We start from the raw sequence: 24050 nt of genomic DNA on the forward strand, positions 1-24050 counted from the left end.
TCAATGCGGCGCGCCGGCATCGGCCCGCACGCGCAGGGTCAGCCCCTGCGCGGATTCGATCACCACCGGATCGCCGGCGGCCAGGCCGGCGGGCCCCTGCGCGCGCCAGCGTTCGCCCTCGGCCATGACATAGCCCTGCGCGCCGTTCCAGCTCAGGACCTGCACGCGCCGGCCGATCAGCGCGTCCACGCCGCTGACCACCGGCGCGCGGCGCGAGCGCAGCGCCAGCCGGCCGATCAGAAAGGTCATGCCCAGGCTGGCGACGGCCACGCCGGCCACCAGCGGCAGCGAGACCTCGTAGGCCGGCGTATCGGTGTCGACCAGCAGCAGCGCGCCCAGCACGAACGAGACCGCGCCGCCGATGCCGAGCGCGCCCAGCGAGGGCGTGAAGATCTCGGCCACCATCAGCACGATGCCCAGCAGCGCCAGGGCCGCGCCGGCGTAGCTCAGCGGCAGCGCCGACAGCGCGTACAGGCCCACCAGCAGGCAGATCGCGCCGACCACGCCGGGGTAGAGCGCGCCCGGGCTCATGAATTCGAAGATCAGCCCGTAGACGCCCACCATCAACAGCATCAGCGCCAGGTTGGGATTGGTGATCGCGCTCAGTATCCGGGTGCGCCAGTCGGGTTCGCGCTCCTGCAGCGCCAGCCCGCGGGTGTGCAGCGTGACTTCGTTGTTGCCGACCCGCACGCTGCGCCCGTCGGCCTTGTCCAGCAGGTCGGGCAGGTCGTCGGCGATCAGGTCCACCACGTTCTGCGCGCGGGCCTCGCCGGCCGACAGGCTGGCGGCCGAACGCACCGCCTGCTCGGCCCAGTCGGCATTGCGTCCTCGCAGCGCGGCCAGCGCGCGTATGTAGGCCACGGCGTCATTGATGGCCTTGGATTCGCTGGCGTCACGGGCGGGCTGGGGCGGGGCCTTGTCGGCGCCCGCCTCAGGCTTGCCGGCGGGCGGCTCGGCCGGACGCGGCGGGCTGCCGCCCAGCGAGATCGGCGTGGCCGCGCCCAGGTTGGTGGCCGGCGCCATCGCCGCCAGATGGCTGGCGTAAAGAATGTAGGTGCCGGCGCTGGCGGCGCGCGCGCCGTTGGGCGCCACGTAGGCGATCACGGGAACCGGCGAGGCCAGGATCGCGCGGATGATGTCGCGCATCGAGGCGTCCAGCCCGCCGGGGGTGTCGATGCGCAGCACTACCGCGGCCGCGTTCTGTTCGCGCGCGGCGGCCAGTCCGCGGACCAGGTAGTCCGCCGTGGCGGGGCCGACGATGCCGTCCAGGGTCAGCACCACGGCGCTGCGCGAGTCGGCGGGGGGCGCGGCGATCGCGGCCGTGGCGCCGAGCACGGCCGCCGCCAGCAGCGCGGCGAGGCCGCACAGCCTGCGTGTTGCGCAGATCAGGCTCTGGATCGGGGAGGCCATGGCGGATTCCTCCTGGTTGCTCCGGGGGGCGGGCGGCGCGGCGCCCGGCCGGCTGTGTCCAGAGTACCACTTCCACTACGCGATTCAGAGACTAGCGCAAGGTGATCCCCGTGCGCTGCACCGCCTGCGTCCAGTACTGGCGGTCATCTTCCATGCGCCGCGCGAGGTCCTGCGGACTGCCGCCTTCCGCGATCAGGCCCAGCTGCGCATAGCGCTCGCGCACCGCCGGCGAGGACAGCGCGTCCGATACCGCCTGGGCGACGCGGTCCAGCACCGGCTGCGGCGTGCCCGCGGGCGCATACAGGCCGACCCAGGTGTCGCGGTCCAGCCCGGCGACGCCCAGCTGCGCGAAACTGGGCACGCCGGGCAGCAGCGGCGAGCCGCCCGGCGTGGTCACGGCCAGCACCTGCGTCTTGCCGGTCTGGGCAGCCTTGGTGGCGCCCGAGGCGCTGAGAAAGGCGCTGCCCACGTGGCCGCCCAGCAGCCCGGTGAGGTTCGGGCCCTCGCCGGCGAAGGGCACGTGGGTGATGTCGATCTGCTTGTCGCGCTTGAGCAGTTCGCCGAAGAAATGCGTGGTGGTGCCTTCCCCGCTGGAGCCGAAGCTGATCGCGCCCGGCTTGTCGCGCGCCATCGCGACGTACTGCGCCAGCGTGTCGGCCGGGACCGCCTGGCGGTTGACCAGCAGCGCCACCGGCGTGGTGAATAGCGTGGAGACCGGCAGCAGGCCGGCCGCCGACGACGGCGCGCCGGCCGTCTCGCGGCCCAGCTGTTCGTTGATGGTGGAGTTGGTGACGGCCACCAGCGTGTAGCTGGGCGGGCTTTTGGCGGCCAGCGCCACGCCGATGCGCCCGGACGCGCCGGGCCGGTTCTCCACGATGACGGGCTGGTCCCACACGGCGCCCAGCCGTTCGGCCAGGATGCGGGCGGCGCCGTCCACCGCGCCGCCCGCGGGGTAGGCCACGATCAGCCGCACCGGCTGTTCGGGATAGGCGCCGGCCGCGGCGGCGCCGGCAAGGCCCAGCGCCGCCGCGGCGGCCATCGTCAACGCGGTGTGGCGGATTGCATGATGCATGTCATGTCTCCTTGTGCGCGGCGCGCGTTCAGATCACGCCGTCGGTGCGCAGCTGCGCGATGCGGTCCGGCGCCAGGCCCAGCAGCTCGCCGTAGATGGCGTCGTTGTCCTGCCCCAGCCCCGCGCCGGCGTGCGTGGGCTCGGTCGGATCGCGTGTGAAGCGCGGCACCACGTTGGGCATCTGCAGCATGCCGAAGTCGCGGTCCGGCACTTCCACGATGGAGCGGCGCGCCACCACGTGGGGGTCCTTGACGACCTGGTCTATGGTGTAGATCGGCGCCAGCGTGCCGTTGGCCCGGTCGAAGGCGGCCAGCACGTCCTGCAGGTCGTGGGCCGCGCACCATTCGATGAAGACGCGGTTGAGTTCCTGTTCGTGCACCACCCGGCTGGCGTTGTCGGCGAAGCGCGGGTCCAGCGCCAGTTCGGGGCGGCCGATGGCGCGGCAGTTGTTGGCGAACATGGAGTCGATGGAACCCGCCATCGACACCCAGTGGCCGTCGCGCGTGCGGTAGACGGCCGAGGGCGCGGAGTAGGGGCTGCGGTTGCCGTTGCGGGTCGGCACCGTGCCCAGCTGCTGGTACACGCCGGGCATGAAGTCCAGCAGCCGCGTGATGCATTCGGTGAGCGAGAGGTCGATCTCCTCGCCCGGGCGGCCGGGATCGCGCGCGCGCGGCCACAGCGCGGTCAGTATGCCGATGGCGCCGAACAGCCCGCCGATGGAGTCGCCCAGCGGCACGCCCGCGTGCATGGGCTCGTCCTCGGGATGCCCGGTCACGGTGGTCAGGCCGCCCATGGCCTCGAAGATCCGGGCGAAGCCGGGGCGCTCCGAGTAGGGGCCGGACTGGCCGAAGCCGGTCACGCGCAGGATGACCAGGTTGGGCCTGAGCGACCACAGCACTTCCTTGGTCAGGCCCCAGCGGTCCAGCGTGCCGGGGCGGAAATTCTCGATCAGCACGTCGAACTGCGGCAGCAGCTGCTTGAACAGCGCCACGCCGTCGGGCACGCGCAAGTCCAGCGTGCCGAAGCGCTTGCCGCGCTGGGCGGTTTTCCACCAGATGCTCCTGCCGTCCTTGAACGGCGGAAACGCGCGCATGCCGTCGCCCTTGCGCGGCAGTTCCAGCTTGAGCACGTCGGCGCCGTAATCGGCCAGCAGCGTGGCGGCGAAAGGGCCGGCGAGGACGGTGGCGATGTCCAGCACCTTGAGCCCGGCCAGGGGACCTGTCATGGCGGTGTCCTCCCTCATCTCGGGGCCAGCTGGCGGGCGATGATTTCCTTCATCACCTCGTTGGCGCCGCCGTAGATCTTCTGGCCGCGCGAATCCATGTACATGCGCGCGATCGGGTATTCGCGCATGAAGCCGTAGCCGCCGAAAAGCTGCAGGCAGCGGTCGACCGTCTCGCATTCCTTCTGCGTGCCCCACCATTTCGCCATGGCGGCGGTGGCGGCGTCCAGCCGTCCCTCCTGCTGCCAGGCGATGCACTGGTCGATGAACACGCGCGCCAGCGCCGCCTCGGTCTTCATCTCCGCCAGCTCGAAGCGGGTGTTCTGCAGCTTGAACAGCGGCTGGCCGAAGGCCTGGCGCTGCTGCACGTGCTCCAGCGTCAGGCGCAGCGCGCGTTCGATGCTGCCGACCGCGCGTATGCCGATGAGCAGGCGTTCGTAAGGCAGCTGCGCCATCATCTGCGCGAAGCCCTGGCCCTCGCCGGCGCCCAGCAGATTGGCCGCGGGCACCCGGACCTCGTCGAAGAACAGTTCCACCGTGTCCTGCGCCTTGAGCCCGACCTTGTCCAGCGGTTCGCCGCGGCGAAAGCCCGCCAGGCCGCGCGTCTCCACCATCAGCAGCGACACCCCCTTGGCGCCCAGGCTGGCGTCGGTCTTGGCCGCCAGCATCACCAGGTCGGCATGATGGCCGTTGGTGTTGAAAGTCTTGGAACCATTGACCACGTAGCTGTCGCCGTCGCGCCGCGCGCGCGTCTTGATGCCCTGCAGGTCGGAGCCGGCGCCGGGTTCGGTCATGCCGATGGAGGCGACGATCTCGCCGCTGGCCATGCCTGGCAGCCAGCGGCGCTTCTGCTCTTCGCTGCCGTAATGATGCAGATAGTGGCCGACGATGTAGTGCGGCCCGAAGCCGGGGCCGAAACCGCATTCGGCGCTGACCTCCACCAGCGCCGCCAGGTGCGCGTAGTCGCCGTCGCCGCCGCCGTATTCCGACGGCAGGTCGGCCAGCAGGAAGCCCATCTCTCCCAGGCGGTTCCAGACCTCGCGGTCGACATGGCCCTGCGCTTCCCAGGCCGGCACGCGCGGCAGCAGTTCGGCGTTCCAGTAGCGGCGCGCGGTCTCCTGGAACTGCGCGACCTCGTGCGTGCGCCACGGCGATTGGTATTCATCCATCAACACGTTGTTTTCTCCTCTCCGACTCGTTTGGGGGCGCGGTTCAGGCGCCGTACCTGCCCAGCACGGAAACGCTGCACACGTTCTGCCACGGAAAGCCGCCCAGGTTGTGGATCACGCCGATGGCGGGGTCGTCGGCGCGCTGGCGCTCGCCGGCGCGTCCCTGCATCTGCAGGTACATCTCGTAGGCCATGCGCAGCCCGGTCGCGCCGATGGGGTGGCCGAAGCACTTCAGGCCGCCGTCTATCTGGCAGGGAATGACGCCGTCGGCGTCGTAGAAGCCGTCCAGCACGTCGTGCGGGCCGCGGCCCTCGGGCGAGATGTGCATGTCCTCCATCGTCACCAGCTCGGTGATGGAAAAGCAGTCGTGCACCTCCAGCAGGTCGATCTGCTCGCGCGGCCGCGCGATGCCGGCCTCTTCATAGGCGCGCGCCGAGGCCACCCGCGTGGTCTGGAAGTAACTGCCGTCCCAACTGTCGTGGCCGGCCTCGCTGCCGCTGGACACCGCCAGCTGCAGGGCCTTGATGGCGACCAGGTCGCGCTTGCCCAGGCCGCGCGCGATGTCGGGCGTGGTCAGGATGGCGCAGGCGGCGCCGTCGGAGACGCCGCAGCAGTCGTACAGGCCCAGCGGCTCGGCGATCATCGGCGCGTTGATCACGTCGTCCATGCTGATCGGATTGCGCAGGTGCGCCTTGGGATTTCGGCCGGCGTTGGCATGGCTCTTGACCGACACGTGGGCGATGGCGCGCTTGAGGTCGCGCGCGTCGATGCCGTGCTTGGCGCGGTAGGCGCTGGCCAGTTGAGCGAAGGAACCGGGCGCGCTGATGTTGGGCCAGACGATGTCGTTGAGCGGGCCGCGCGGACGCTGCGGCAGGCCGCCGTAGCCGGTGTCCTTCAGTTTCTCCACGCCGAAGGCCAAAGCAAAATCGCAGGCGCCCGAGGCCACCGCGTAGGCGGCGCCGCGCAGCGCTTCCGAGCCCGAGGCGCAGAAATTCTCCACCCGCGACACGGGTATGTTGGGCAGGCGCAGCGCCACGCCCAGCGGCACGCCGCCGTTGCCCAGATGCTGGGTCTCGATGCCGGTTCCCAGCCATGCGGCCTGGATCTGCGACTTGTCGATGCCGGCGTCCCGCAGGCATTCGCCGAAGGCCTCCACCGCCAGGTCCTCGGCGCCGCAGTCCCAGCGCTCGCCGAAGCGCGAGCAGCCCATGCCCAGGATCACCACCTTGTCACGAATTCCCGTTGCCATGCATGTTCTCCATCGGAGCGGCGAGCGTCGCCTTCCAGAAATAGCGGGTGTAGCCGCGCGCGGCGTCGCAGGCCTTGATGCGAAAGCTCATGCGCATCGGCAGGCCGACGGCCAGTTCGTCTTCGTCCACGTCGGTGAAGTCCATCATCAGGCGGCCGCCGCCTTCGAACTGCACCATGCCGTAGCAGGCCGGGGGATTGGGCGTGTAGGCCAGGCGGTCCGCCGTATAGCTCATGATGCGGGCCGGCGTGTCGGCGAACGGCAGTTCCTGCTGTGCGCCGGTCGCGCCGCAGGCCGGATTGACGCAGACCTCCGAACGCGGCCACTGCGCCGTGCCGCAGGCTGCGCAGCGCCCGCCCAGAAAGCCGTGCACGGCCTTGCGGTTGCGGTATTCGACGGACAGCGGCGTCAGCTTGTCCTGCTCGGCGCGCATGCCGCGCTCCAGCGTCAGCAGGTCGTTGAAGACCAGGAACTTCATGTAGTTGTCCTCGGCCTTGCCGCGCGCCAGCCAGCCCTGCGCGCCTAGGCGCGGGGGCAGGGCCGCGAGCGCGGCGGTGGTGCGCAGCACCAGCACGTCCACCCCCTGTCCGAACGCCGCCAGCACCAGCACCTGTCCGGGCTCGGCCGCGCCCAGCGCATGCGCCAGCATCAGCAGCGGGTGGGCGCAGCCGGCGTTGCCGACGGTCGCGCCCAGCGTGTCGTGCACGCGTTCGGCGGCGATGCCCGCCTGCCTGGCGATGCGCTGCGCCGCGCCTTTCTGCGGCAGGGCCACGCACAGCTTGTCGACCTGGCCGGGTTCGAGCCCGGCCTGGCGCAGCGCCGCGGAGATCGCCTGCGGAATCTGCGCGGCGTGGCCCTGCTCGCGTATCCAGCGTTCTTCCCAATAGGTGTCGGTGGCCGAGCCGGCGCCGCGGTAGTGGTCGGCCATGTCAACGGTGCGGCTCACCAGCGCCAGCGGTTCGGCGACGACCTCGCCTTCGCCCACCAGCACCGCGCCCGCGGCGTCGCCGTACAGCAGCTCCTGCGCGCTGGCCGCCTTGGACTTGCGGCGGTCGCTCGCCGTCACCAGCGTGCGCCGTCCGGCGCCGCCGCGCAGCGCCTGCATCAGGGCCGAGGTGGCGCCGCGCTGCGAAGCGGCGATGTCGACGGCGCCGATGTCCTCGTCCAGGTTCAAGGCCTGCGCGACGATGCTGGCGTTCAGCCGGCTGGCGTAGGGCAGCGAGGTCGAGGCCAGCATCAGGTCGTCCACCGAGCGCGTGCCCAGTCCCGCCAGGCAGTCGCGCGCGGCTTCCACCGCCATGGTGACGGCGTCCTCGTCGAAATTGCACATGGCCCGGGCGCCGTCGCGATGCGCCGCCAGCGAGGCGTCGTACCAGGCGTGGCTGCGCACGATGGCCGCGCGCTGCAGGCGCAGCCGCGGGACATAGGCGCCGAAGGAAAGTATGCCTCTCATGCGCCGGCCCCCCCGGCCGCGTCGATCACGGCCAGTCCGTTGTTGAGCACCACTTTTTCGCGCTCCAGCGCGATGGCCCGGAAGCGCACCTCGCCGCTGCTTCCCCAGGCCTCGACGCGAATGGTCTCGCCGGGATAGACCGGCGCGCTGAAGCGCACGTCGATGCGCTTGAGCCGCGCCGGGTCGTAGCCGCACAGCATGCGCAACAGCGCATGGCAGGCGATGCCGTAGGTGCACAGGCCGTGCAGGATGGGACGGTCGAAGCCGCCGCTGCGCGCCACCTCGGGGTCCGCATGCAGCGGATTCAGATCGCCCGACAGGCGGTACAGCAAGGCCTGCCCGGCCAGCGTGGGCAGCTCGCAGACATGGTCGGGCGCGCCGTCGGGCAGCCGGACCGCGGCCGGCGAGGGCCCGCTCTGGCCGCCGAAGCCGCCGTTGCCGCGCGCCATCACCGCCTGTTCCACGGTGGCCAGCAGCTCGCCGTCCGGCGTCTCCAGGGTGCGCTCGACGAAGAACAGCGCGCCCACGTCCGGCCCCTTGTCCAGAATGTTCCGGACCCGGGTGCGGCCGATGACGGTGCCGGCCGGCGCCAGCGGGCGGTGCAGCTGCACCGACTGGCTGGCGTGCAGCACCTTGCGCCAGTCGATGCCGGTGTCGGGCTCCTTCATCCAGAAGCCGGGATAGCCCAGCACCGCGGCCTGCGTCGGCACGGCGAGCTGCCGCTCTTCATAGACGAAAGGCAGTTCGCGTGCGTCCAGCGGGTCGCGCCCCAGGCCCAGGCCCAGCGCGTACAGGATCGAGTCCTTGGAGGTATAGGTCTGCCGCACCGGTTCGAAATGGCGATGCAGCAGCTTGTCGGGATCGAATGTCATGGCGGGCCTCATACCGGAGTCCAGGCGAACGCCTCGCGCGCGCTTTCCAGCGGCACCAGGCTGGTCTGCATGGCGGGAATCGCATGCTCGGCGATGGCCTCCACCGTCCAGCCTTCGGAGCGATGCACGCTGCGCAGCGGACGCGGCTGGCTGAACAGCATGATTTCGTTCTTGCGCACGCCGAAGATCTGGCCGCTCACGTCCTTGGCAAGGTCCGACAGCAGGTAGACGACCATGGGCGCGATCTTGTCGGCGGTCATCTGCTTGAAGCGCTCCAGCCGCCGCTTCTGTTCTTCGGTCTCGTTGGGCAGGGTGCCGATCAGCCGGCTCCAGGCCCACGGCGACACGCAGTTCGAGCGCACGTTGCAGCGCGCCATCTCCAGCGCGATCGAGCGCGAGATGCCGACGATGCCCAGCTTGGCCGCCGAGTAATTGGCCTGTCCGATATTGCCCACCAGGCCGGCGGCCGAGGTCATGTGCACATAGGCGCCGGACTGCTGTTCGCGGAACATCGCGGCCGCCGCGCGGCTGACGTTGTAGGTGCCCTGCAGGTGCACGTCCAGCACCTGCTGCCAGTCGACGTGGCTCATCTTGTGGAACATGCGGTCGCGCAGGATGCCGGCGTTGTTGACCACGCCGTCGAGCCTGCCGAAGTTGTCGATGGCCGCCTGCACCATGCGCTGCGCGGCGTCCGGATCGGACACGCTTTCGCCGTTGGCCACGGCGCGTCCGCCCTGCTCGCGGATCGCCGCCACCACTTCGGCGGCCGGGTCGAGCGTGCCCTCGCCGTCGCCATTGGGGCTGCCGCCCAGATCGTTGACCACCACCGCGGCGCCCTGGCGCGCCGCCAGCAAGGCGATCTCCCGGCCCACGCCGCGACCGGCGCCGGTCACCAGCACGACTTTTCCTTCAAGTACTCCAGCCATTTTGTCTCCTCGGCAGATTGAACCGTTCAAGCAGAAACGGGATGCGAGAACTGTAGGCACGGCATGGCGGCCGGGTAACCACGCGCAGCGGATGGCAGGTATGCAGGATCGGCAATGCTCGGCCCGCGCGGCCGTGCTGCGCGGCAGCAAGCGGGGATTGCGCAGCCCTGCGGGTTGACCCCGATCCGCCATAGCCGCGCGCCGCCGTGGCCGCGCGCATGCCGCAACGCAGCAGGCGCGGCGCGCCGGATACGCCCTGATATGATCGGAAAAAAAATCACGACGCAGGCTTTTCCGTCCGTACAGGAGACAGAAAGTGAAGCTGGTAGTCCGTGCAGCCGATGAGCTGAAGATCGAGAACGTGTCCGCTTTCGTGGCCACCGCGGAGTCGGGCAGCTTTTCGCAGGCGGCGGTGTTGCGGGGCTGCTCGCAGTCCATGCTCAGCCGCCGGGTGCTGGAGCTGGAGGAGCAACTGGGCGCGCGCCTGTTCAACCGCACCGGCCGAGGCGTGCTGCTGACCGAACTGGGCGTGGCCCTGCTGCCGGTGGCGCAGGAACTGCTGGACGGCGCCACCGGTTTCCTGGAACTGGCGGCCTCCACCAACGAGCAGCCCTCCGGCACCGTCGAGATCGCGCTGCCGCGCTGGGCCGCCGAAGGCCCGGTGTCGATGCTGGTCAATCGGATATCCACGCAGTACCCGCGCATCCATCTGGTCATACACGAAAGCTACAGCCGCGACGTGATGGACCGGCTGGCCGCCGGCAAGCTGGACATCGGCGTCTTCAACAGCGCCCACGCCGAGCCGCCCGGACAGGCGCGGCGCCTGTTCTCGTCCGACCTGGTGCTGCTGGGCCGGCGCGATTCTCCGCTGCTGCGCGCGCCCACCGTGCCGCTGGCCGCGCTGAACGGGCTGTCCATCGTGATGCCGCCTTCGCCCAATCCCGTCGAGGCGGTGGTGCGCGAACGCACCCGCGACATGCAGCTGGATCTCAGCGCCGAACTGGAGATCAACTCGGGCGCCATGATCCGCGAGGTGGTGCGCCGCTGCCACCGCTACGCCATCACGCAGGTGCATCGCATCGAGGACTATCTGGACGAGGGCGACCTCGCCATCTCGCGCATCGTCGAGCCGGCGCTGACGCTGCACACCTTCTGCGCCACCGGCGCCAAGCACCGCATCAACCGCGCCAGCCTGGCGGTCGAGCGCTGCCTGGTGACGGTGCTGGAAGAACACTTCGTGCGGCTGCAGCAGGCCGCGCAGCGGCGCGAGGCGCGCTGGGCCGCGGCCTGGCAGACGGCTGTTCAGACCATGCATAGCTGATCCCCGGTTCCGGCATGGCACGGCGGGATTCTTGTGGCTATCGTGACAGGCTCCAAGAACCCGAGGAGACCCAACCATGTCCGTTGCCAGAACCGCGTGGCGCGCCGCCGTGCTCGCCTGCCTCGCGCTGTTTGCTTCGACGCCCGCCGCCGCGGCCGAGGCGGACGCCTATCCGTCGCGTCCGGTCCGCTTCATCGTGCCGATCGGTCCCGGCAGCAGCGGCGACACCATGACGCGCACCTTCGCCGAATACCTGCGCAAGACCGCGGGCCAGGCCATCCTGGTCGAGAACCGGCCCGGCGCGGAACTGTCGCTGGGAACCCAGGTGGCGCTCAACGAGCCCGCCGACGGCTATACCGTGGTGCTGATCAGCCCCAGCGCCACGGTGATCAATCCGCTGTTCGTGAAAGACCTGCCGTATCGTCCGCAGGACCTGTATCCCGTGCTCAACGTGACCCGCCACGTCGCCGTGCTGGTGGCGTCGGCGGCTTCGCCGTACAAGACGCTGGGCGACGTGGTCGAGGCGGCCAAACGCGACAAGGGCGGCGTCAGTCTGGGCACCTACGGCAACACCTATCGCCTGGGCGCGCTGGACCTCGCCAGGCGGGCCGGGGTGGACTTCAACCAGGTGCCGTACAAGGGCGCGGCGCAGGCGGTGGCCGACGTGGTGGGCGGTTCGGTGGACCTGGCGCTGATAGACATCGCCGGGGCCGCGCCGCTGGTGGCCTCGGGCAAGATACGGGCGCTGGCGGTGGCCGGCGACCGGCGCCATCCATTGCTGCCGGACGTGGCCACCGTGCAGGAAGCCGGCTATCCGGGCTATTCGCTCTATGTGTTCATCGGTTTCGCGATCCGCGCCGGCACGCCGGCGCCCGTGGCCAGCAAGCTGGAGGACATGATGCTGCGGGTGATGGACGACCCGGCGCTGCGCGCGCAGCTGGCGCAGCAAAGCGGCGGCGAGGTGGTGGGCACGGGCAGCAAGGCCTTCGCCGAGCTGATCCGCGCCGAGGGCGTGCGCTACGCCGATCTGGCGCGCCAGATCGGCGCCGTGCCGCGGTGAGCGCGCAGCCAATATCTTCGATGTATCGGCCGACCCAAATATAGTATTTCCGGCGTGTGTGGTTCTTCCCTAGGATGTCCGGCAAGGCATTCTGAAAAGGGAGGGGCCATGTGGGTAGCAGGGATGGGCCGGGCGCCAGGGCGCCGCGGGAGCGGCGCATGAACGGGCCGCTGCAAGGAGTCCGCATCCTCGACGTCACCGCGGTGCTGATGGGGCCTTACGCCACGCAGATACTGGGGGACCTGGGCGCGGACGTGATCAAGGTCGAGGCGCCGGGCGGCGACAGCGTGCGCGGCATCGGCCCGGCGCGCCACCGCGGCATGGGCGGGATTTTCCTGCACGCCAACCGCAGCAAGCGCAGCATCGTGCTGGATCTCAAGCGCCCGGCGGGCCGCGAAGCGCTGCTCAGGCTGGCGGCGACCTGCGACGTGCTGATCTACAACGTGCGGCCGCAGGCCATGGCGCGCCTCGGGCTGTCGTACGAAGCGGTGGCGCGCGCCAATCCCGCCATCCTGTACGTGGGCGTCTACGGCTACGACCAGCGCGGCCCGTACGCGGCGCGCGGCGCCTACGACGATTTGATCCAGGGCGCGGTGGGCATACCCGCGCTGTCGGTGCAGGCCGGCAGCGAAACGCCGCGCTACGCGCCCAGCGCTATCGCCGACCGCATCGTCGGCATCAGCGCGGCCAACGCGGTAAGCGCCGGGCTCTACCATCGCGCGCGCACCGGGCGCGGCCAGGCCATCGACGTGCCCATGTTCGAAACCATGGCGCAGCTGATCCTGGGCGACCACATGGCGGGCCATTCCTTCGAGCCGCCGCTGGGGCCGCCAGGCTATCCGCGGATACTGAACGCCGAACGCCGGCCCTACGCCACGCTGGACGGCCACATCTGCGTGCTGCTGTACGCCGACAAGCAGTGGGCGGCCTTCTTCGAGCTGATCGGCCAGCCGGGCCGCATGGAGACCGATCCGCGGCTGCGCGACATCGGCGCCCGCACCCAGCACATCCACGAACTCTACCGGCTGGTGGCGGACGCGATCGCCACCCGCAGCACCGCGGACTGGCTGGCGGCGTTCGAGGCCGCGGATATTCCGGCCATGCCCATGCACAGCGTGGAGTCGCTGCTGCGCGATCCGCAGCTGGAGGCGATCGGCTTCTTCAACACGGTCGACCATCCCAGCGAGGGCAAGCTGCGCATGATGGCGGTGCCCTCGCGCTGGTCCGGCACGCCGCCCGATCCGTCGCGGCCGGCGCCGCGGCTGGGCGAGCACAGCGTGGAAGTGCTGAAGGAGGCGGGCTACCGGGACGAAGACATAGACGCGCTGCTGCGCGACGGCGTGACCGTGGAGGCGGGAGCGGAACATGAGTGATTTCCTGAAACGCGAACGGCACGGCGCGGTGCTGCTGCTGACCATGGACCGGCAGGCCACGCGCAACGCGCTGTCCGACGCCGACGCGGTGGACGCGCTGGTGGATGTGTGCGCCGAGGTCAACGCCGACATGTCGGTGCGCGCCGTGGTGCTTACCGGATCGCACGGCGTGTTTTCCTCGGGCGGCAATCTCAAGACCCTGGACGCCACGGTCGGCGCCGGCCTGGGCGAGCCGGTGCGCAGCCGCCAGGCCTACCGCGACGGCATACAGCGCGTGCCGCTGGCGCTGTGCAACCTGGAAGTGCCGACCATCGCGGCGGTCAACGGGCCGGCCATCGGCGCCGGCTGCGACCTGGCCTGCATGTGCGATATCCGCCTGGCCGCGGAGCAGGCGCGCTTCGCCGAGAGCTTCGTCAAGCTCGGCCTGACGCCGGGCGACGGCGGGGCGTGGCTGCTGCCGCGCGCCGTCGGCATGTCGCGCGCCTGCGAAATGGCCTTCACCGGCCGCAGCGTCGACGCCGCGCAGGCTTTGCAGATGGGGCTGGTGTCGCAAGTGCTGGCCGGGGAAGCGCTGCTGCCGGCCGCGATGGCGCTGGCGCAGGAGATCGCGCAGCACTCGGGCCACGCGCTGCGGCTGACCAAGCGGCTGTTGCGCGAGGGGCAGCACACGCGGCTGGATACGCTGCTGGAATTGTCGGCCGGCTTCCAGGCGCTGGCCCACCATACGCAGGAGCATGCGCGCGCGTTGGACGGATACCTGGACAAGGCGCGCGCCTGAAGCCGATGACGACAACCAGGAGACAAGGAGAAAACCGATGCACACGAGGAGAAGAAGACTGCTGGCGGCCATGGGCGCGCTGGCCGGCCTGCCGCTGGCGCGCGCCGTCCGGGCCGCCGATTCGTCCTGGCCGGCGCAGCCGCTGCGCCTGATCCTGCCTTACGCCGCGGGCGGACCGACCGACGTGCTGGCCCGGGCGGTCGCGCAGCACGTGGCGCGCCAGCTCGGCCAGCCCGTGATCGTGGAGAACAAGACCGGGGCCAGCGGCAATATCGCCGGCGAAAGCGTGGCGCGCGCCAGGCCCGACGGCTACACCTTGCTGTACCACTCGTCCGGCCTGGCGATCAGCCCGGCGCTGTACCGCCAGCTGCCCTACGATCCGCTGCGCGATTTCGCGCCCGTAGGGCTGACGGCCTCGATCCCCCTGGTGCTGATGACGACGCGGGATCTGCCTGCGGCGAATACGGCCGAGTTCATCGCCTACCTCAAGGCCAGGCCGGATGCGCTCAGCTATGGCACGGGCGGGGTCGGCAACATCACCCATCTGAGCGTGGCGCTGTTCCTGCACGCCACCGGCACGCGCGCCGTCGGAATTCCGTTCAAGGGCACCAATCCGGCCATGGTGGCGATGCTGGGCGGGCAGGTGCAGTTCATGGTGGACGCGATAAGCTCGGCGCTGCCCTATATCCGCGACGGCCGCGTCAAGGCGCTGGCCGTGACCGGCGCGCAGCGCTCGGCGGCGCTGCCGCAAGTGCCGACGCTGCGGGAAGCGGGCCTGAAGGACCTGACCATGAACACCTGGCAGGGCGTGCTGGCGCCGGCCGCCACGCCGCAGCCCGCGATCCTGCGCCTGAACCAGGCGCTGGCCGAGGCCGTGCGCGACCCCGCCATCGCCGGCCCGTTCACGGCCCAGGGCGTGGACCTGCGCAGTTCCTCGCCGGCCGAGTTCCAGGCGTATCTGGGGCAGGAGGTGCGGCGCTGGGGCGACGCGGTCAGGATGGCGGGCATACAGCCCGAATGAATATGTCGGCCCGGCGCGCGCCGGGCTCGCCAATGGAACAGCCTTGCGGAGACAAGCATGAACATCAGGACCCTGGCCATTTCGGGATTGCTCGGCGCCGCGCTGGCGCTGGGCGGCAACGCCCGCGCCGCAGCCGATTACCCCTCGCATCCGGTGAAGATCGTCGTCTCGCTGCCGCCGGGCAGCGGCGCCGACACCACCGCGCGCTTCCTGTCCAAGCATCTGGCCGACAAGTTCGGCCAGCCCTTCATCGTCGAGAACCGGCCGGGCGCCAACAGTTTCATCGCCGCCCAGGCGGTGGCGGGCGCGGCTCCCGACGGCTACACCATGTTCGTGGCCAGCAACTCGCCCATGACGACCAACGCGGCCGTATTCAAGAGCCTGCCGTACGACGCGATCAAGGACTTCTCGCCGGTGGCGCCGATCGCGCGCTTTCCGATGGTGCTGGTGGTGCCGGCCAATTCGCCGTACCGCAGCGTGGCCGAACTGGTGGCCGCCGCCAGGAAGGCGCCGGGGCAGCTCAACTTCGCCAGCGGCACCGCCACCTATCAGGTGGTGCTGGAACTTTTCCACGAGCAGAACGGCATCAAGGCCACGCACGTGCCGTACAAGGGCACCTCCGCCGCGCTGGCCGACCTGGCCGGCGGCGTGGTGCAGTACAGCCTTGCCGACGTCAGCGCGGCCCTGCCGCTGATCCGCGGCGGCAAGCTCAGGCCGCTGGCCGTGACCAGCGCGCAGCGCATCAAGGACCTGCCCGACGTGCCCACCATGCAGGAGGCCGGCACCAAGGGCTACGAAGCCTACGCCTGGACGGCCGTGTTCTTTCCCGCCAAGGTCGATCCCGCCATCGTCGCGCGCATGTCCGAGGCGGTCCAGGCGCTGGTGCGCAGCGACGCGGGCCGGGCCTTCATGGCCGGTCTGGGCGGCGAGTCGTTCGTCGGCGGCCCCGAGACGCTGGCGAGCTTCCAGAAGGAAGAACTCGAATCCATGCGGCGCATCGCCAAGCTGGCCAACATCCAGCAGGAATAGCCGGACCGGCTCAGGCCGCCGCCGCGGCGGGCGGCCCGGCACGCATCAGCCGGCAGGCCATGTCCACGAAATTGGCGCTGGTCGCGGTGGCGTTGTCCGGGTGCACGGCCAGCGCGATGCCCACCTTGATGGTGTCGGCCAGTTGCGAAACCGGCACCAGCCGCACCTTGCTGCCGGCCTGGCGGCGGGCCACCGCCGGCACGATGGCCACGCCCAGCCCGCTTTCCACTAGGCTCAGTATGGTCTGCACCTGGATCGCCTCCTGGGCGATGCGCGGCACCACGCCGGCCTGCTGGAACGCATACATGACCAGCGCGTGCATGCCGGGCACGTGCGTGCGCGAATAGCCGATGAAGGGCTCGTCGGCCAGGTCGCGCAGCGCCACGTCCTCGCTGGCGGCATGGCGGCTGTCGGCCGGCACGGCCAGCATCAGATGGTCCGGCTGCAAGAGCGTGATGCGGGCCGCGGTGGGTTCGAGCACCGGAAAGCGCACCAGCGCCACGTCCAGCGTGTGCGCGTCCAGCCGGCGCAGCAGATCGATGGTGGTGGACTCCTCGATGATCAGGTCCACGCGCGGGAATTCCTTGCGGAACGCCGACAGCAGCTGCGGCATCAGCGAATAGGTGGACGAGCCGACGAAGCCCACCTTGAGCACGCCCTGTTCGCCGCTCGCGCCTTCCTTGGCCGCGCGCCGGATCTCCTCGGCGTAGTAGAGCGTGGTGCGCGCGTAGCGCAGCACGACCTCGGCGGCCGGCGTGGGCCGCAGGCCGGCCGGCAGCCTTTCGAACAATTGCACGCCGAGTTCCTGCTCCAGCTTCTTGATGGCGGTCGACAGCGGCGGCTGCGCCATGTGCAGGCGCTCGGCGGCGCGATGGAAATTGAGGGTCTCGGACAGGACCAGCAACTGCTTGAGCTGGCGTAGCTCCACGGGCGTCTCCTGATGCGCCGGGCTCGCGATATTTATGATGTATTGCCCGGTCCACATCTAATATTAGACCGGGATGCAGGCCCCGTGTAGATTGCCATGAAGCCCGCGCGCAGCGGGCTTGCACGGCACTTTACGATCACGGTAATGCGCGCGCCGGCGCCGTGCGGCGCGCGCTGCGGGGACCACATTGGGCGCTATCGACGAAGCACTGCAACTGGCCGCGATACCCGCGCAGGACGAGGCCCTGCGCGCCAGCGTGCGCGCCTTCCTGCGCGAGGCGCTGCACGACATGCCGGCCGACCGCCGCGCGCGCTCGTGGATGGGCTACGACGCCGAGTTCAGCCGCGCGCTGGCGCGCCAGGGCTGGCTGGGCCTGACGCTGCCGGCCGCATACGGCGGCGGCGAACGCAGCAACTACGCGCGCTTCGTGCTGAGCGAGGAACTGCTGGCGGTCGGCGCGCCGGTATCGGCGCACTGGATCGCCGACCGCCAGACGGCGCCGCTGATCCTGCGCTACGGCTCGCAGGCGCAGCGCGATTTCTATCTGCCGCGCATCATCCGGGGCGAAGCCTTTTTCGCCATCGGCATGAGCGAACCCGACACCGGCTCGGACCTGGCCAGCGTGCGCACCCGCGCCACGCCGCAGGGCGGCGGCTGGCTGCTGAACGGGCGCAAGATCTGGACCACCAACGCCCATCGCTCGCACTACATGTGCGCGCTGGTGCGCACCTCGGGCGCGCCCGAAGACCGCCATCGCGGGCTGTCGCAGATGATCTTCGACCTGACGCTGCCCGGCATCGAGATCCGCCCGATCCGCGACATCACCGGCGACACGCATTTCTGCGAAGTCCTGTTCGACAACGTGCGCCTGCCGGCCGATGCGCTGGTGGGCGAGGAAGGCAGCGGCTGGGCGCAGGTCACGGCGGAACTGGCGCTGGAGCGCAGCGGCCCCGAACGCATTTACTCCAGCATGGTGCTGATAGACGGCTGGCTCGCCCACCTGCGCGCGAACGGCGCGCCCGAGCCCGCGCAGGTGCGCCTGGCGGGCCGCCTGGCCGCCAACCTGGCGGTGCTGCGCGCCATGTCGCTGGCCGTGACGCGGCGCCTGAACGAAGGCGCCGACGCCGGCCTGGCGGCGGTGCTGGTCAAGGACCTGGGCACCGGCTTCGAGCAGGCCGTGCCCGAATGGATAGGGCAGGCCCTGCGCGCCGGTCCGGCGCCGGACGAGGTGCTGGCGCGCACGCTGGCCTACCTGACGGTCATCAACCCGACGTTTTCGTTGCGCGGCGGCACCCGCCACATCCTGCGCGGCATCATCGCGCGCGAACTCGGCCTGCGCTAGCGCGCCGCCCCGGACCCTGAGGACATGGCATGCCGCAATCCCTCCAGCAAGACCTGTATGACGAATTCTCGCGCGCACTGGCCGGGCTGTGCCCGCTGGAGCGCGTGCGCGAGATCGAGGCCGCAGCCGACGCGGCAGACCCGCAAGGCGTGGCCGCGCGCACCTGGCGCGAGATCGACGCGCTCGGCTACGTGGACGCGCTGACGCCGGCCGACCTGGGCGGGGCGGGACTGTCGCTGGCCGACGCCGAGGGCCTGTGGCGGGCGGCGGGCGCGGCGGCGCTGCCGTACCCGCTGTCCGACACCATGCTGGCGCGCGCCCTGTTGCGCAGCGCCGGCCAGCGCGTGCCCGAAGGGCCGATCGCGCTGGCCCGGGCGCTGCCCGGTCCCAGCGGCCTGCGCTGCGCCCAGACGCCGGGCGCCGGGCTGGCGCGCAGCGTGCTGGTGCAGCGCGACGGCGGACTGCTGCTGGTGGCCGCGCCGGCGGTGTCCGCGCCCGGACTGTTTCGTCCGCGCGCCAGCGCCGCGCCCGCCTGGAGCGAGTCGCCGGCCGTCCTGGGCCGCGTGGCCTTGCCGGACGAGGCGGTGCAGGCCTGGCGCAACGCCGCCGACGCGGCCGGCATCGCCGGCGCGCTGCGGGCGGTGCTGGACCGCTGCGTCGCCTTCGTGGGCGAGCGCCAGCAGTTCGGCCGGCCTTTGGGACGCTTCCAGGCCATACAGCAGGAAATCAGCGTGCTGGCCGAACAGGCGGCCGCGGCCGCCATGGCGGCGCGCATGGCCTGCGCCAGCGGCGCCATGCTGCCTGACGCCGCGCTCGCGGCCAGCGCCCGGCTGCGGGCATGCGAAGCGATTCCCGTCGCCTGCGCCATCGCCCACGCCGTACATGGCGCCATCGGCATCACCGAAGAGCTCGCGCTGGGGCTCTACACCACCCGCTTGCACGAATGGCGCGCCGCCGGCATGAGCGAAGACGATTGCGCCGAGCTGGTCGGCCGCCGGCTGATGGCCAGCGACAGCCGGACCCTGCTGGAATTCGTGCGCGGCATGATGGCCGCGATCGCCGCCTGATTCTTTCAACACCGAGGTTCCCATCCATGTCCCATCCTGATCACGTCGTCATCGTCGCCGCGCAGCGCACTCCCATCGGCGCATTCCAGGGCGCGCTGTCGCACTACACCGCGCCCCAGCTCGGCGCCCATGCGCTGGCCGCCGCGATGCGCCAGGCCGGGCTGGCCGCGGATGCGGCCCAGGAGGCGCTGATGGGCTGCTGCCTGTTCGCCGGCCTGGGCCAGGCGCCGGCGCGCCAGGCCGTGCTGGGCGCGGGGCTGCCGACCACCGTGCAGGCCACCACGCTCAGCAAGATGTGCGGCTCGGGCATGAAGGCCGTGACGCTGGCCCATGACATGCTTTGCGCCGGTTCGGCCGAGCTGGTGCTGGCCGGCGGCATGGAATCGATGAGCAACGCGCCGCACCTGATACCGCGCGCGCGCCAGGGATACCGCCTGGGCGACGGGCAACTGCTGGACCACATGTACCGCGACGGACTGCAGGACGCCTACGAAGGCCACCTGATGGGCTATTACGCCGACCTGGCCGCGCGCGAGCACGGCTTCACCCGCGCCGAGCAGGACGCCTATGCCGAGCGTAGCGTGCTGCGCGCCCAGCACAGCGTCGCGCATGGCGCGTTCGCCGCCGAGATCGCGCCGATGGCGGCGCGCCCGCGCCGCGGGGCGCCGCAGGGCGAACCGGTGGCCGAGGACGAAACCCCGGGCCAGTGCGACGTGTCGCGGCTGGGCAGCCTCAAGCCCGTGTTCACCGCCGACGGCACGGTCACGGCCGGCAACGCTTCGTCCATATCGGACGGCGCGGCCGCGCTGGTGCTGACCCGCCAGAGCCACGCGCAGACGCTGGGCCTGACGCCGCGCGCGCGCATCGTCGGCCATGCGGCGGCGGCCTTGCCGCCGGGGCAGTTTCCGGCGGCGCCGGTGCACGCGATCTCGCGTCTGCTCGACCGCGTCGGCTGGAGCCGCGACTCGGTCGACCTGTACGAAATCAACGAGGCCTTCGCCGTGGTCACGCTGATCGCGCTGCGCGAACTGGGCCTGGCGGCCGAACGCGTCAACGTCGAAGGCGGCGCCTGTGCGCTGGGCCATCCGGTGGGCGCGACCGGCGCGCGCATCATCGTCACGCTGCTGCATTCGCTGCAGCGGCGCGGACTGCGCCGCGGTGTGGCCTGCCTGTGCCTGGGCGGCGGCGAGGCCACAGCCATCGCCATCGAAACGCTTTGATCCGGCGGCGCGCCGCCATCGCAACGGAGACGCACACATGGGACCTCTGGCTGGAATCCGCATCATCGAACTGGCCGGGATCGGCCCCGGGCCCATGGCGGCCATGCTGCTGGCCGACATGGGCGCCACCGTGCTGCGGATCGAGCGCAAGGAGCCGGCCGACCTGGGCGTGAAGCGCGAGCTCAAGTACAACCTGCTGCTGCGCAACCGGCGCGCCATCGCGCTGGACCTGAAAGACCCGCGCGCCGTCGCGCTGGTGCTGCGGCTGCTGCGCAAGGCCGACGCGCTGATCGAGGGATTCCGGCCCGGCGTGACCGAACGCCTGGGCCTGGGGCCGCAGGCCTGCCTGGCCGAGAATCCCCGGCTGGTCTATGGCCGCATCACCGGCTGGGGCCAGGACGGGCCGCTGGCGCAGGTGGCCGGGCACGACATCAACTACATCGCCGTCACCGGCGTGCTCGACGCCATCGGCCGCGCCGGCCAGCCGCCCACGCCGCCGCTGGCGCTGGTGGGCGATTTCGGCGGCGGCGGCCCGTACCTGGCGCTGGGCGTCCTGGCCGCCATCATCGAGGCGCGCCAGTCCGGGCAGGGGCAGGTGGTGGACGCCGCCGTGATGGACGGCGCGGCCTCGATGGCCACCGCGTTCTTCGGCCTGGCCGCGTCCGGCGCGTGGCGGCCCGAGCGCGGCGCCAACATCCTGGATTCCGGCGCGCCGTTCTACGACGTCTACCAGTGCGCCGACGGCCTGTGGCTGTCGGTCGGCCCGATAGAAAAGCGCTTTCACGAACTGCTGCTGCGCGAGCTGGGCCTGGACGACGAGGCGATCCGCGAACTTGGCGACCACCAGGACCGGGACACCTGGCCGCGCCTGCGCGCGGTGCTGCGCGAGGCGTTCGCCCAACGCGACCGCGACGACTGGTGCGCCCGGCTGGCGCTGCTGGATGTCTGCGTGGCGCCGGTGCAGACGCTGCGCGACGCGGCGCAGCACCCGCAGGTGCGGGCGCGCGGCACGCTGGTGGAGATCGACGGCATCACGCAGCCGGCGCCGGCGCCGCGCTTCAGCAGGACGCCCAGCGCCCGGCCCACCGCGCCGCAGCCCCCGGACCCGGCGGCCTTGAAGGACTGGCTGGATGCCGAAGAACTGGAGGCGTTCGGCATCCCCGGAAACTGAGGGGCGCGAGGCAGCGGTTATCGTATGGCGTTATAACGTACGATTATTTGCATATAACCGAGGAAGATTTTGTCCGCCACCGCAGCCGTCGCTCCCAGCAGCACCTCCTATGAACTCTCGCCGCGCGAGCAGCGCGGCAACATCGCAAGACTGACCGTCGCCCAGGCGCTGGCCGGCGCGAACTCCGTCGTGGTCTACGCCACCGGGGCCATCGTCGGCGACATGCTCGCGCCGGACAAGTCGCTGGCCACCTTGCCGATTTCCGTTTTCGTGGTGGGCATGGCGGCCTGCATCATGCCCGCCGGCGCCATCGCGCGGCGTCACGGCCGGCGGGCCGCGTTCCTGGCCGGCACCGGCTGCGGGATGCTGGTGGGCCTGCTGGCGGCCGCGGCCATCGTGCTGAGTTCGTTCTGGCTGTTCTGCCTGGCGACTTTCTTCGGCGGCGCGTACGCCGCCGTGGTGCTGTCGTTCCGCTTCGCGGCGGCCGACGGCGTCTCGCCCGCGCTGCGGCCGCGCGCGCTGTCCTTCGTGATGGGCGGCGGCGTGGTGGCGGGCGTGGTGGGGCCGCAGCTGGTCACCCACACCATGTACCTGTGGCAGCCGCATATGTTCGCCGCCACCTTCCTGGTGCAGGCCGCGGTCGCGGCGCTGTCGGCGCTGGTGCTGCTGGGCGTGCGGCTGCCGACGCCGAGCGCGGCGGAAGTGGCGCAGGGACGGTCGCTGTCGGTCATCGCGCGCCAGCCGCTCTTCATCACGGCCGTGATCTGCGGCGCGGTGTCCTACATGCTGATGAACTTCCTCATGACGGCTGCCCCGCTGGCCATGCACCTGTGCGGCCACAGCCAGGAGAACGCCAACCTCGGCCTGCAATGGCACGTCATCGCGATGTACGCGCCCAGCTTCTTCACCGGCCGGCTGATCGTGCGCTTCGGCGCCGGGCGCGTGGTGGCGGCGGGCCTGCTGCTGACCGGGCTGGCCGCGGCCGCCGGCCTGAACGGCATCGACGTGGCCCACTTCTGGCTCACGCTGATCCTGCTGGGGGTGGGCTGGAACTTCGGCTTCGTGGGCGCGTCCGCGCTGGTGCTGGAATGCCATCGCCCGGAAGAAAAGACGCGGGTGCAGTCGCTCAACGATTTCGTGGTGTTCGGCACCATGGCGGTGGGCTCGTTCGCCTCGGGCGGGCTGCTGGCCGCGTACGACTGGGACACGGTGCTGTGGGTGTCGTTCGCGCCGCTGGCGCTTGCGGTCGTGGTGCTGGGCGCGGCGGCGCGGCGCATCGGCCGCCGCGACCGGGCCTGAGCCGCGCGGGAATGTGGCTTGCTGGCCTCCGGATCTTACGCAATCGAGCGTTGGAACCAGGAGGCTTCAATGAAACCGAATCTGAAACCGTTGCGCGACCAGGTCATCGTCATCACGGGCGCCGGCAGCGGCATCGGCGCCGCTACCGCGCGCATGGCAGCGAGCCGGGGCGCCAGAGTGGTGCTGGCCGGACGCCAGGAAGAGGCGCTGCAGCAGGTGGCCCAAGAAATCGGGCAGGATGGCGGAACCGCCATATGCGTGGCCGCGGACGTGGGCGTGCAGGACGATCACGAACGTATTCTGGCCCAGGCCGTGGAACGCTTCGGCCGTGTCGACACCTGGGTGAACAATGCCGGGGTGTCGATCTACGGAACCCTGGAGGAAGTGCCCATCGAGGACCAGCGCAAGCTGTTCGAGACCGACTACTGGGGCGTGGTGTACGGCTCCTTGACGGCGGTGCGGCACATGAAATCGTCCGGCGGCGCGATCATCAACGTGGGCAGCGAAGTGTCCGATCGCGCCGTGCCCCTGCAAGGCGCCTATTCGGCGGCCAAGCACGCGGTCAAGGGATATACCGACGCGCTGCGGATGGAACTGAGGCAGCAGGGCGCGCCGATTTCGGTCACCCTGATCAAGCCGGCTTCGATCTCGACCGGTTTTACCGTCCATGCCCGCAACTATATGGACGCGCAGCCCGACCTTCCGCCGCCCGTATACGCGCCGGAGATGGTCGCCGAAGCCATCCTGCACGCGGCCTGCCATCCGGTGCGCGACCTGTACGTGGGCAGCGCTTCCCGCGCCATCGGGGCGCTGGGCCAGAACATGCCGGGGCTGGCCGACCGCATGGCCGGGTGGCTGTTCCGGCGCCAGCGCGGCCCGGCCCGCACGCAACAGGGCACGGACTCGCTTTACGAAGCGGGCGGCGAGCATCCGGCGGTGCAGCGGACCGGGCGCAGGCATAGCGTCTATACCCATGTGGCGATGCACCAGCGCGCCACGCTGCTGACGACGGTGGCGCTGGCCGGCGGCGCGGCCCTGTGGCTGGCGCGCGGCCGGCGTTGAGGCGCG

The 24050-nt window shown here is 70.9% G+C and carries 21 protein-coding genes; 12 read left to right on the forward strand and 9 right to left on the reverse strand.

What is annotated here, in order from left to right; all coding sequences use genetic code 11:
* The 8 genes from A6B37_RS23985 to A6B37_RS24020 all read right to left on the reverse strand — a co-directional run bounded on the left by A6B37_RS23985 (nt 1) and on the right by A6B37_RS24020 (nt 9373).
* Entirely contained in the window at nt 1-1410 is a 1410-nt protein-coding gene (locus A6B37_RS23985; RefSeq protein WP_111827104.1) for a nodulation protein NfeD, read from the reverse strand.
* 91 nt (nt 1411-1501) lie between these two features.
* Entirely contained in the window at nt 1502-2482 is a 981-nt protein-coding gene (locus A6B37_RS23990) for a tripartite tricarboxylate transporter substrate binding protein (protein ID WP_111827105.1), read from the reverse strand.
* A 28-nt stretch (nt 2483-2510) separates the two neighbouring features.
* Nucleotides 2511-3707, reverse strand: coding sequence for a CaiB/BaiF CoA-transferase family protein (locus A6B37_RS23995; RefSeq protein WP_102772876.1), 1197 nt, complete (start codon nt 3705-3707; stop codon nt 2511-2513).
* A 14-nt stretch (nt 3708-3721) separates the two neighbouring features.
* A complete protein-coding gene (locus A6B37_RS24000; RefSeq protein WP_168202318.1) occupies nt 3722-4873 on the reverse strand; it encodes an acyl-CoA dehydrogenase family protein in 1152 nt (383 codons plus the stop codon).
* Between the two features lie 43 nt (nt 4874-4916).
* Nucleotides 4917-6122 (reverse strand): acetyl-CoA acetyltransferase, encoded by a 1206-nt coding sequence (locus A6B37_RS24005; RefSeq protein WP_102772772.1) that lies wholly within the window; start codon nt 6120-6122, stop codon nt 4917-4919.
* On the reverse strand, nt 6103-7575 hold the full coding sequence (locus A6B37_RS24010; protein ID WP_111827107.1) for an OB-fold domain-containing protein: 1473 nt from the start codon (nt 7573-7575) through the stop codon (nt 6103-6105). Before A6B37_RS24010 ends, A6B37_RS24005 begins: the two co-directional genes overlap by 20 nt.
* Nucleotides 7572-8447 carry a MaoC family dehydratase gene (locus tag A6B37_RS24015; protein ID WP_102772875.1) on the reverse strand — a complete coding sequence of 292 codons (876 nt, stop codon included), beginning with the start codon at nt 8445-8447 and terminating at the stop codon, nt 7572-7574. The genes A6B37_RS24010 and A6B37_RS24015 overlap by 4 nt, the downstream gene beginning before the upstream one ends.
* Before the next feature lie 8 nt (nt 8448-8455).
* A complete protein-coding gene (locus tag A6B37_RS24020) occupies nt 8456-9373 on the reverse strand; it encodes an SDR family NAD(P)-dependent oxidoreductase (RefSeq protein WP_111827108.1) in 918 nt (305 codons plus the stop codon).
* 316 nt (nt 9374-9689) lie between these two features.
* Between A6B37_RS24020 and A6B37_RS24025 the strand changes: the two genes are divergently transcribed.
* From A6B37_RS24025 to A6B37_RS24050, 6 genes are all read left to right on the forward strand, one after another.
* Nucleotides 9690-10694, forward strand: coding sequence for a LysR family transcriptional regulator (locus tag A6B37_RS24025; RefSeq protein ID WP_111827109.1), 1005 nt, complete (start codon nt 9690-9692; stop codon nt 10692-10694).
* A gap of 76 nt (nt 10695-10770) precedes the next feature.
* The gene (locus tag A6B37_RS24030; protein WP_111827110.1) at nt 10771-11754 is read left to right on the forward strand and encodes a tripartite tricarboxylate transporter substrate binding protein; all 984 of its coding nucleotides are present in this window, start codon (nt 10771-10773) and stop codon (nt 11752-11754) included.
* A 158-nt stretch (nt 11755-11912) separates the two neighbouring features.
* Nucleotides 11913-13127 carry a CoA transferase gene (locus tag A6B37_RS24035; protein ID WP_102772767.1) on the forward strand — a complete coding sequence of 405 codons (1215 nt, stop codon included), beginning with the start codon at nt 11913-11915 and terminating at the stop codon, nt 13125-13127.
* The gene (locus A6B37_RS24040) at nt 13120-13905 is read left to right on the forward strand and encodes a crotonase/enoyl-CoA hydratase family protein (RefSeq protein WP_102772766.1); all 786 of its coding nucleotides are present in this window, start codon (nt 13120-13122) and stop codon (nt 13903-13905) included. The genes A6B37_RS24035 and A6B37_RS24040 overlap by 8 nt, the downstream gene beginning before the upstream one ends.
* A 37-nt stretch (nt 13906-13942) precedes the next feature.
* Nucleotides 13943-14926 (forward strand): tripartite tricarboxylate transporter substrate binding protein, encoded by a 984-nt coding sequence (locus A6B37_RS24045; protein ID WP_111827111.1) that lies wholly within the window; start codon nt 13943-13945, stop codon nt 14924-14926.
* Nucleotides 14927-14983: 57 nt separating this feature from the next.
* The gene (locus A6B37_RS24050; protein WP_102772764.1) at nt 14984-15955 is read left to right on the forward strand and encodes a tripartite tricarboxylate transporter substrate binding protein; all 972 of its coding nucleotides are present in this window, start codon (nt 14984-14986) and stop codon (nt 15953-15955) included.
* A 10-nt stretch (nt 15956-15965) separates the two neighbouring features.
* Here the strand turns inward: A6B37_RS24050 and A6B37_RS24055 are convergent, their stop codons facing one another.
* Complete coding sequence (locus tag A6B37_RS24055) at nt 15966-16883, reverse strand: LysR family transcriptional regulator (protein ID WP_348639093.1); 918 nt, start codon at nt 16881-16883, stop codon at nt 15966-15968.
* A 187-nt stretch (nt 16884-17070) separates the two neighbouring features.
* Here A6B37_RS24055 and A6B37_RS24060 point away from each other — a divergent pair, with 187 nt between their 5' ends.
* The 6 genes from A6B37_RS24060 (at nt 17071) to A6B37_RS24085 (ending at nt 24044) form a co-directional block, all read left to right on the forward strand.
* Nucleotides 17071-18225, forward strand: a complete 1155-nt coding sequence (locus A6B37_RS24060; protein WP_111827112.1) for an acyl-CoA dehydrogenase family protein — start codon at nt 17071-17073, stop codon at nt 18223-18225.
* 29 nt (nt 18226-18254) lie between these two features.
* Nucleotides 18255-19292 (forward strand): acyl-CoA dehydrogenase family protein, encoded by a 1038-nt coding sequence (locus A6B37_RS24065; protein WP_111827113.1) that lies wholly within the window; start codon nt 18255-18257, stop codon nt 19290-19292.
* Between the two features lie 26 nt (nt 19293-19318).
* Nucleotides 19319-20512: a thiolase family protein gene (locus tag A6B37_RS24070; protein WP_111827114.1), complete on the forward strand. Its 1194-nt coding sequence runs from the start codon at nt 19319-19321 to the stop codon at nt 20510-20512.
* 37 nt (nt 20513-20549) lie between these two features.
* Nucleotides 20550-21683, forward strand: a complete 1134-nt coding sequence (locus tag A6B37_RS24075) for a CaiB/BaiF CoA-transferase family protein (RefSeq protein WP_102772759.1) — start codon at nt 20550-20552, stop codon at nt 21681-21683.
* Between the two features lie 69 nt (nt 21684-21752).
* The gene (locus tag A6B37_RS24080) at nt 21753-22982 is read left to right on the forward strand and encodes an MFS transporter (RefSeq protein ID WP_111827115.1); all 1230 of its coding nucleotides are present in this window, start codon (nt 21753-21755) and stop codon (nt 22980-22982) included.
* A gap of 69 nt (nt 22983-23051) precedes the next feature.
* On the forward strand, nt 23052-24044 hold the full coding sequence (locus A6B37_RS24085) for an SDR family oxidoreductase (RefSeq protein ID WP_102772757.1): 993 nt from the start codon (nt 23052-23054) through the stop codon (nt 24042-24044).
* The last annotated feature ends 6 nt before the right edge of the window (nt 24045-24050 follow it).

Origin of the sequence: Achromobacter sp. HZ01 (assembly GCF_003267925.1) — a bacterium.
GTDB lineage: Bacteria > Pseudomonadota > Gammaproteobacteria > Burkholderiales > Burkholderiaceae_B > Achromobacter > Achromobacter pulmonis_A.

Coding starts and splice junctions, on each gene's coding strand:
- A6B37_RS24020 (WP_111827108.1), bottom strand. CDS start 9,373: ATGGCTGGAGTACTTGAAGGAAAAGTCGTGCTGGTGACCGGCGCCGGT.
- A6B37_RS23990 (WP_111827105.1), bottom strand. CDS start 2,482: ATGCATCATGCAATCCGCCACACCGCGTTGACGATGGCCGCCGCGGCG.
- A6B37_RS24085 (WP_102772757.1), top strand. CDS start 23,052: ATGAAACCGAATCTGAAACCGTTGCGCGACCAGGTCATCGTCATCACG.
- A6B37_RS24000 (WP_168202318.1), bottom strand. CDS start 4,873: ATGGATGAATACCAATCGCCGTGGCGCACGCACGAGGTCGCGCAGTTC.
- A6B37_RS24035 (WP_102772767.1), top strand. CDS start 11,913: ATGAACGGGCCGCTGCAAGGAGTCCGCATCCTCGACGTCACCGCGGTG.
- A6B37_RS23995 (WP_102772876.1), bottom strand. CDS start 3,707: ATGACAGGTCCCCTGGCCGGGCTCAAGGTGCTGGACATCGCCACCGTC.
- A6B37_RS24030 (WP_111827110.1), top strand. CDS start 10,771: ATGTCCGTTGCCAGAACCGCGTGGCGCGCCGCCGTGCTCGCCTGCCTC.
- A6B37_RS24065 (WP_111827113.1), top strand. CDS start 18,255: ATGCCGCAATCCCTCCAGCAAGACCTGTATGACGAATTCTCGCGCGCA.
- A6B37_RS23985 (WP_111827104.1), bottom strand. CDS start 1,410: ATGGCCTCCCCGATCCAGAGCCTGATCTGCGCAACACGCAGGCTGTGC.
- A6B37_RS24010 (WP_111827107.1), bottom strand. CDS start 7,575: ATGAGAGGCATACTTTCCTTCGGCGCCTATGTCCCGCGGCTGCGCCTG.
- A6B37_RS24075 (WP_102772759.1), top strand. CDS start 20,550: ATGGGACCTCTGGCTGGAATCCGCATCATCGAACTGGCCGGGATCGGC.
- A6B37_RS24015 (WP_102772875.1), bottom strand. CDS start 8,447: ATGACATTCGATCCCGACAAGCTGCTGCATCGCCATTTCGAACCGGTG.
- A6B37_RS24070 (WP_111827114.1), top strand. CDS start 19,319: ATGTCCCATCCTGATCACGTCGTCATCGTCGCCGCGCAGCGCACTCCC.
- A6B37_RS24040 (WP_102772766.1), top strand. CDS start 13,120: ATGAGTGATTTCCTGAAACGCGAACGGCACGGCGCGGTGCTGCTGCTG.
- A6B37_RS24050 (WP_102772764.1), top strand. CDS start 14,984: ATGAACATCAGGACCCTGGCCATTTCGGGATTGCTCGGCGCCGCGCTG.
- A6B37_RS24045 (WP_111827111.1), top strand. CDS start 13,943: ATGCACACGAGGAGAAGAAGACTGCTGGCGGCCATGGGCGCGCTGGCC.
- A6B37_RS24005 (WP_102772772.1), bottom strand. CDS start 6,122: ATGGCAACGGGAATTCGTGACAAGGTGGTGATCCTGGGCATGGGCTGC.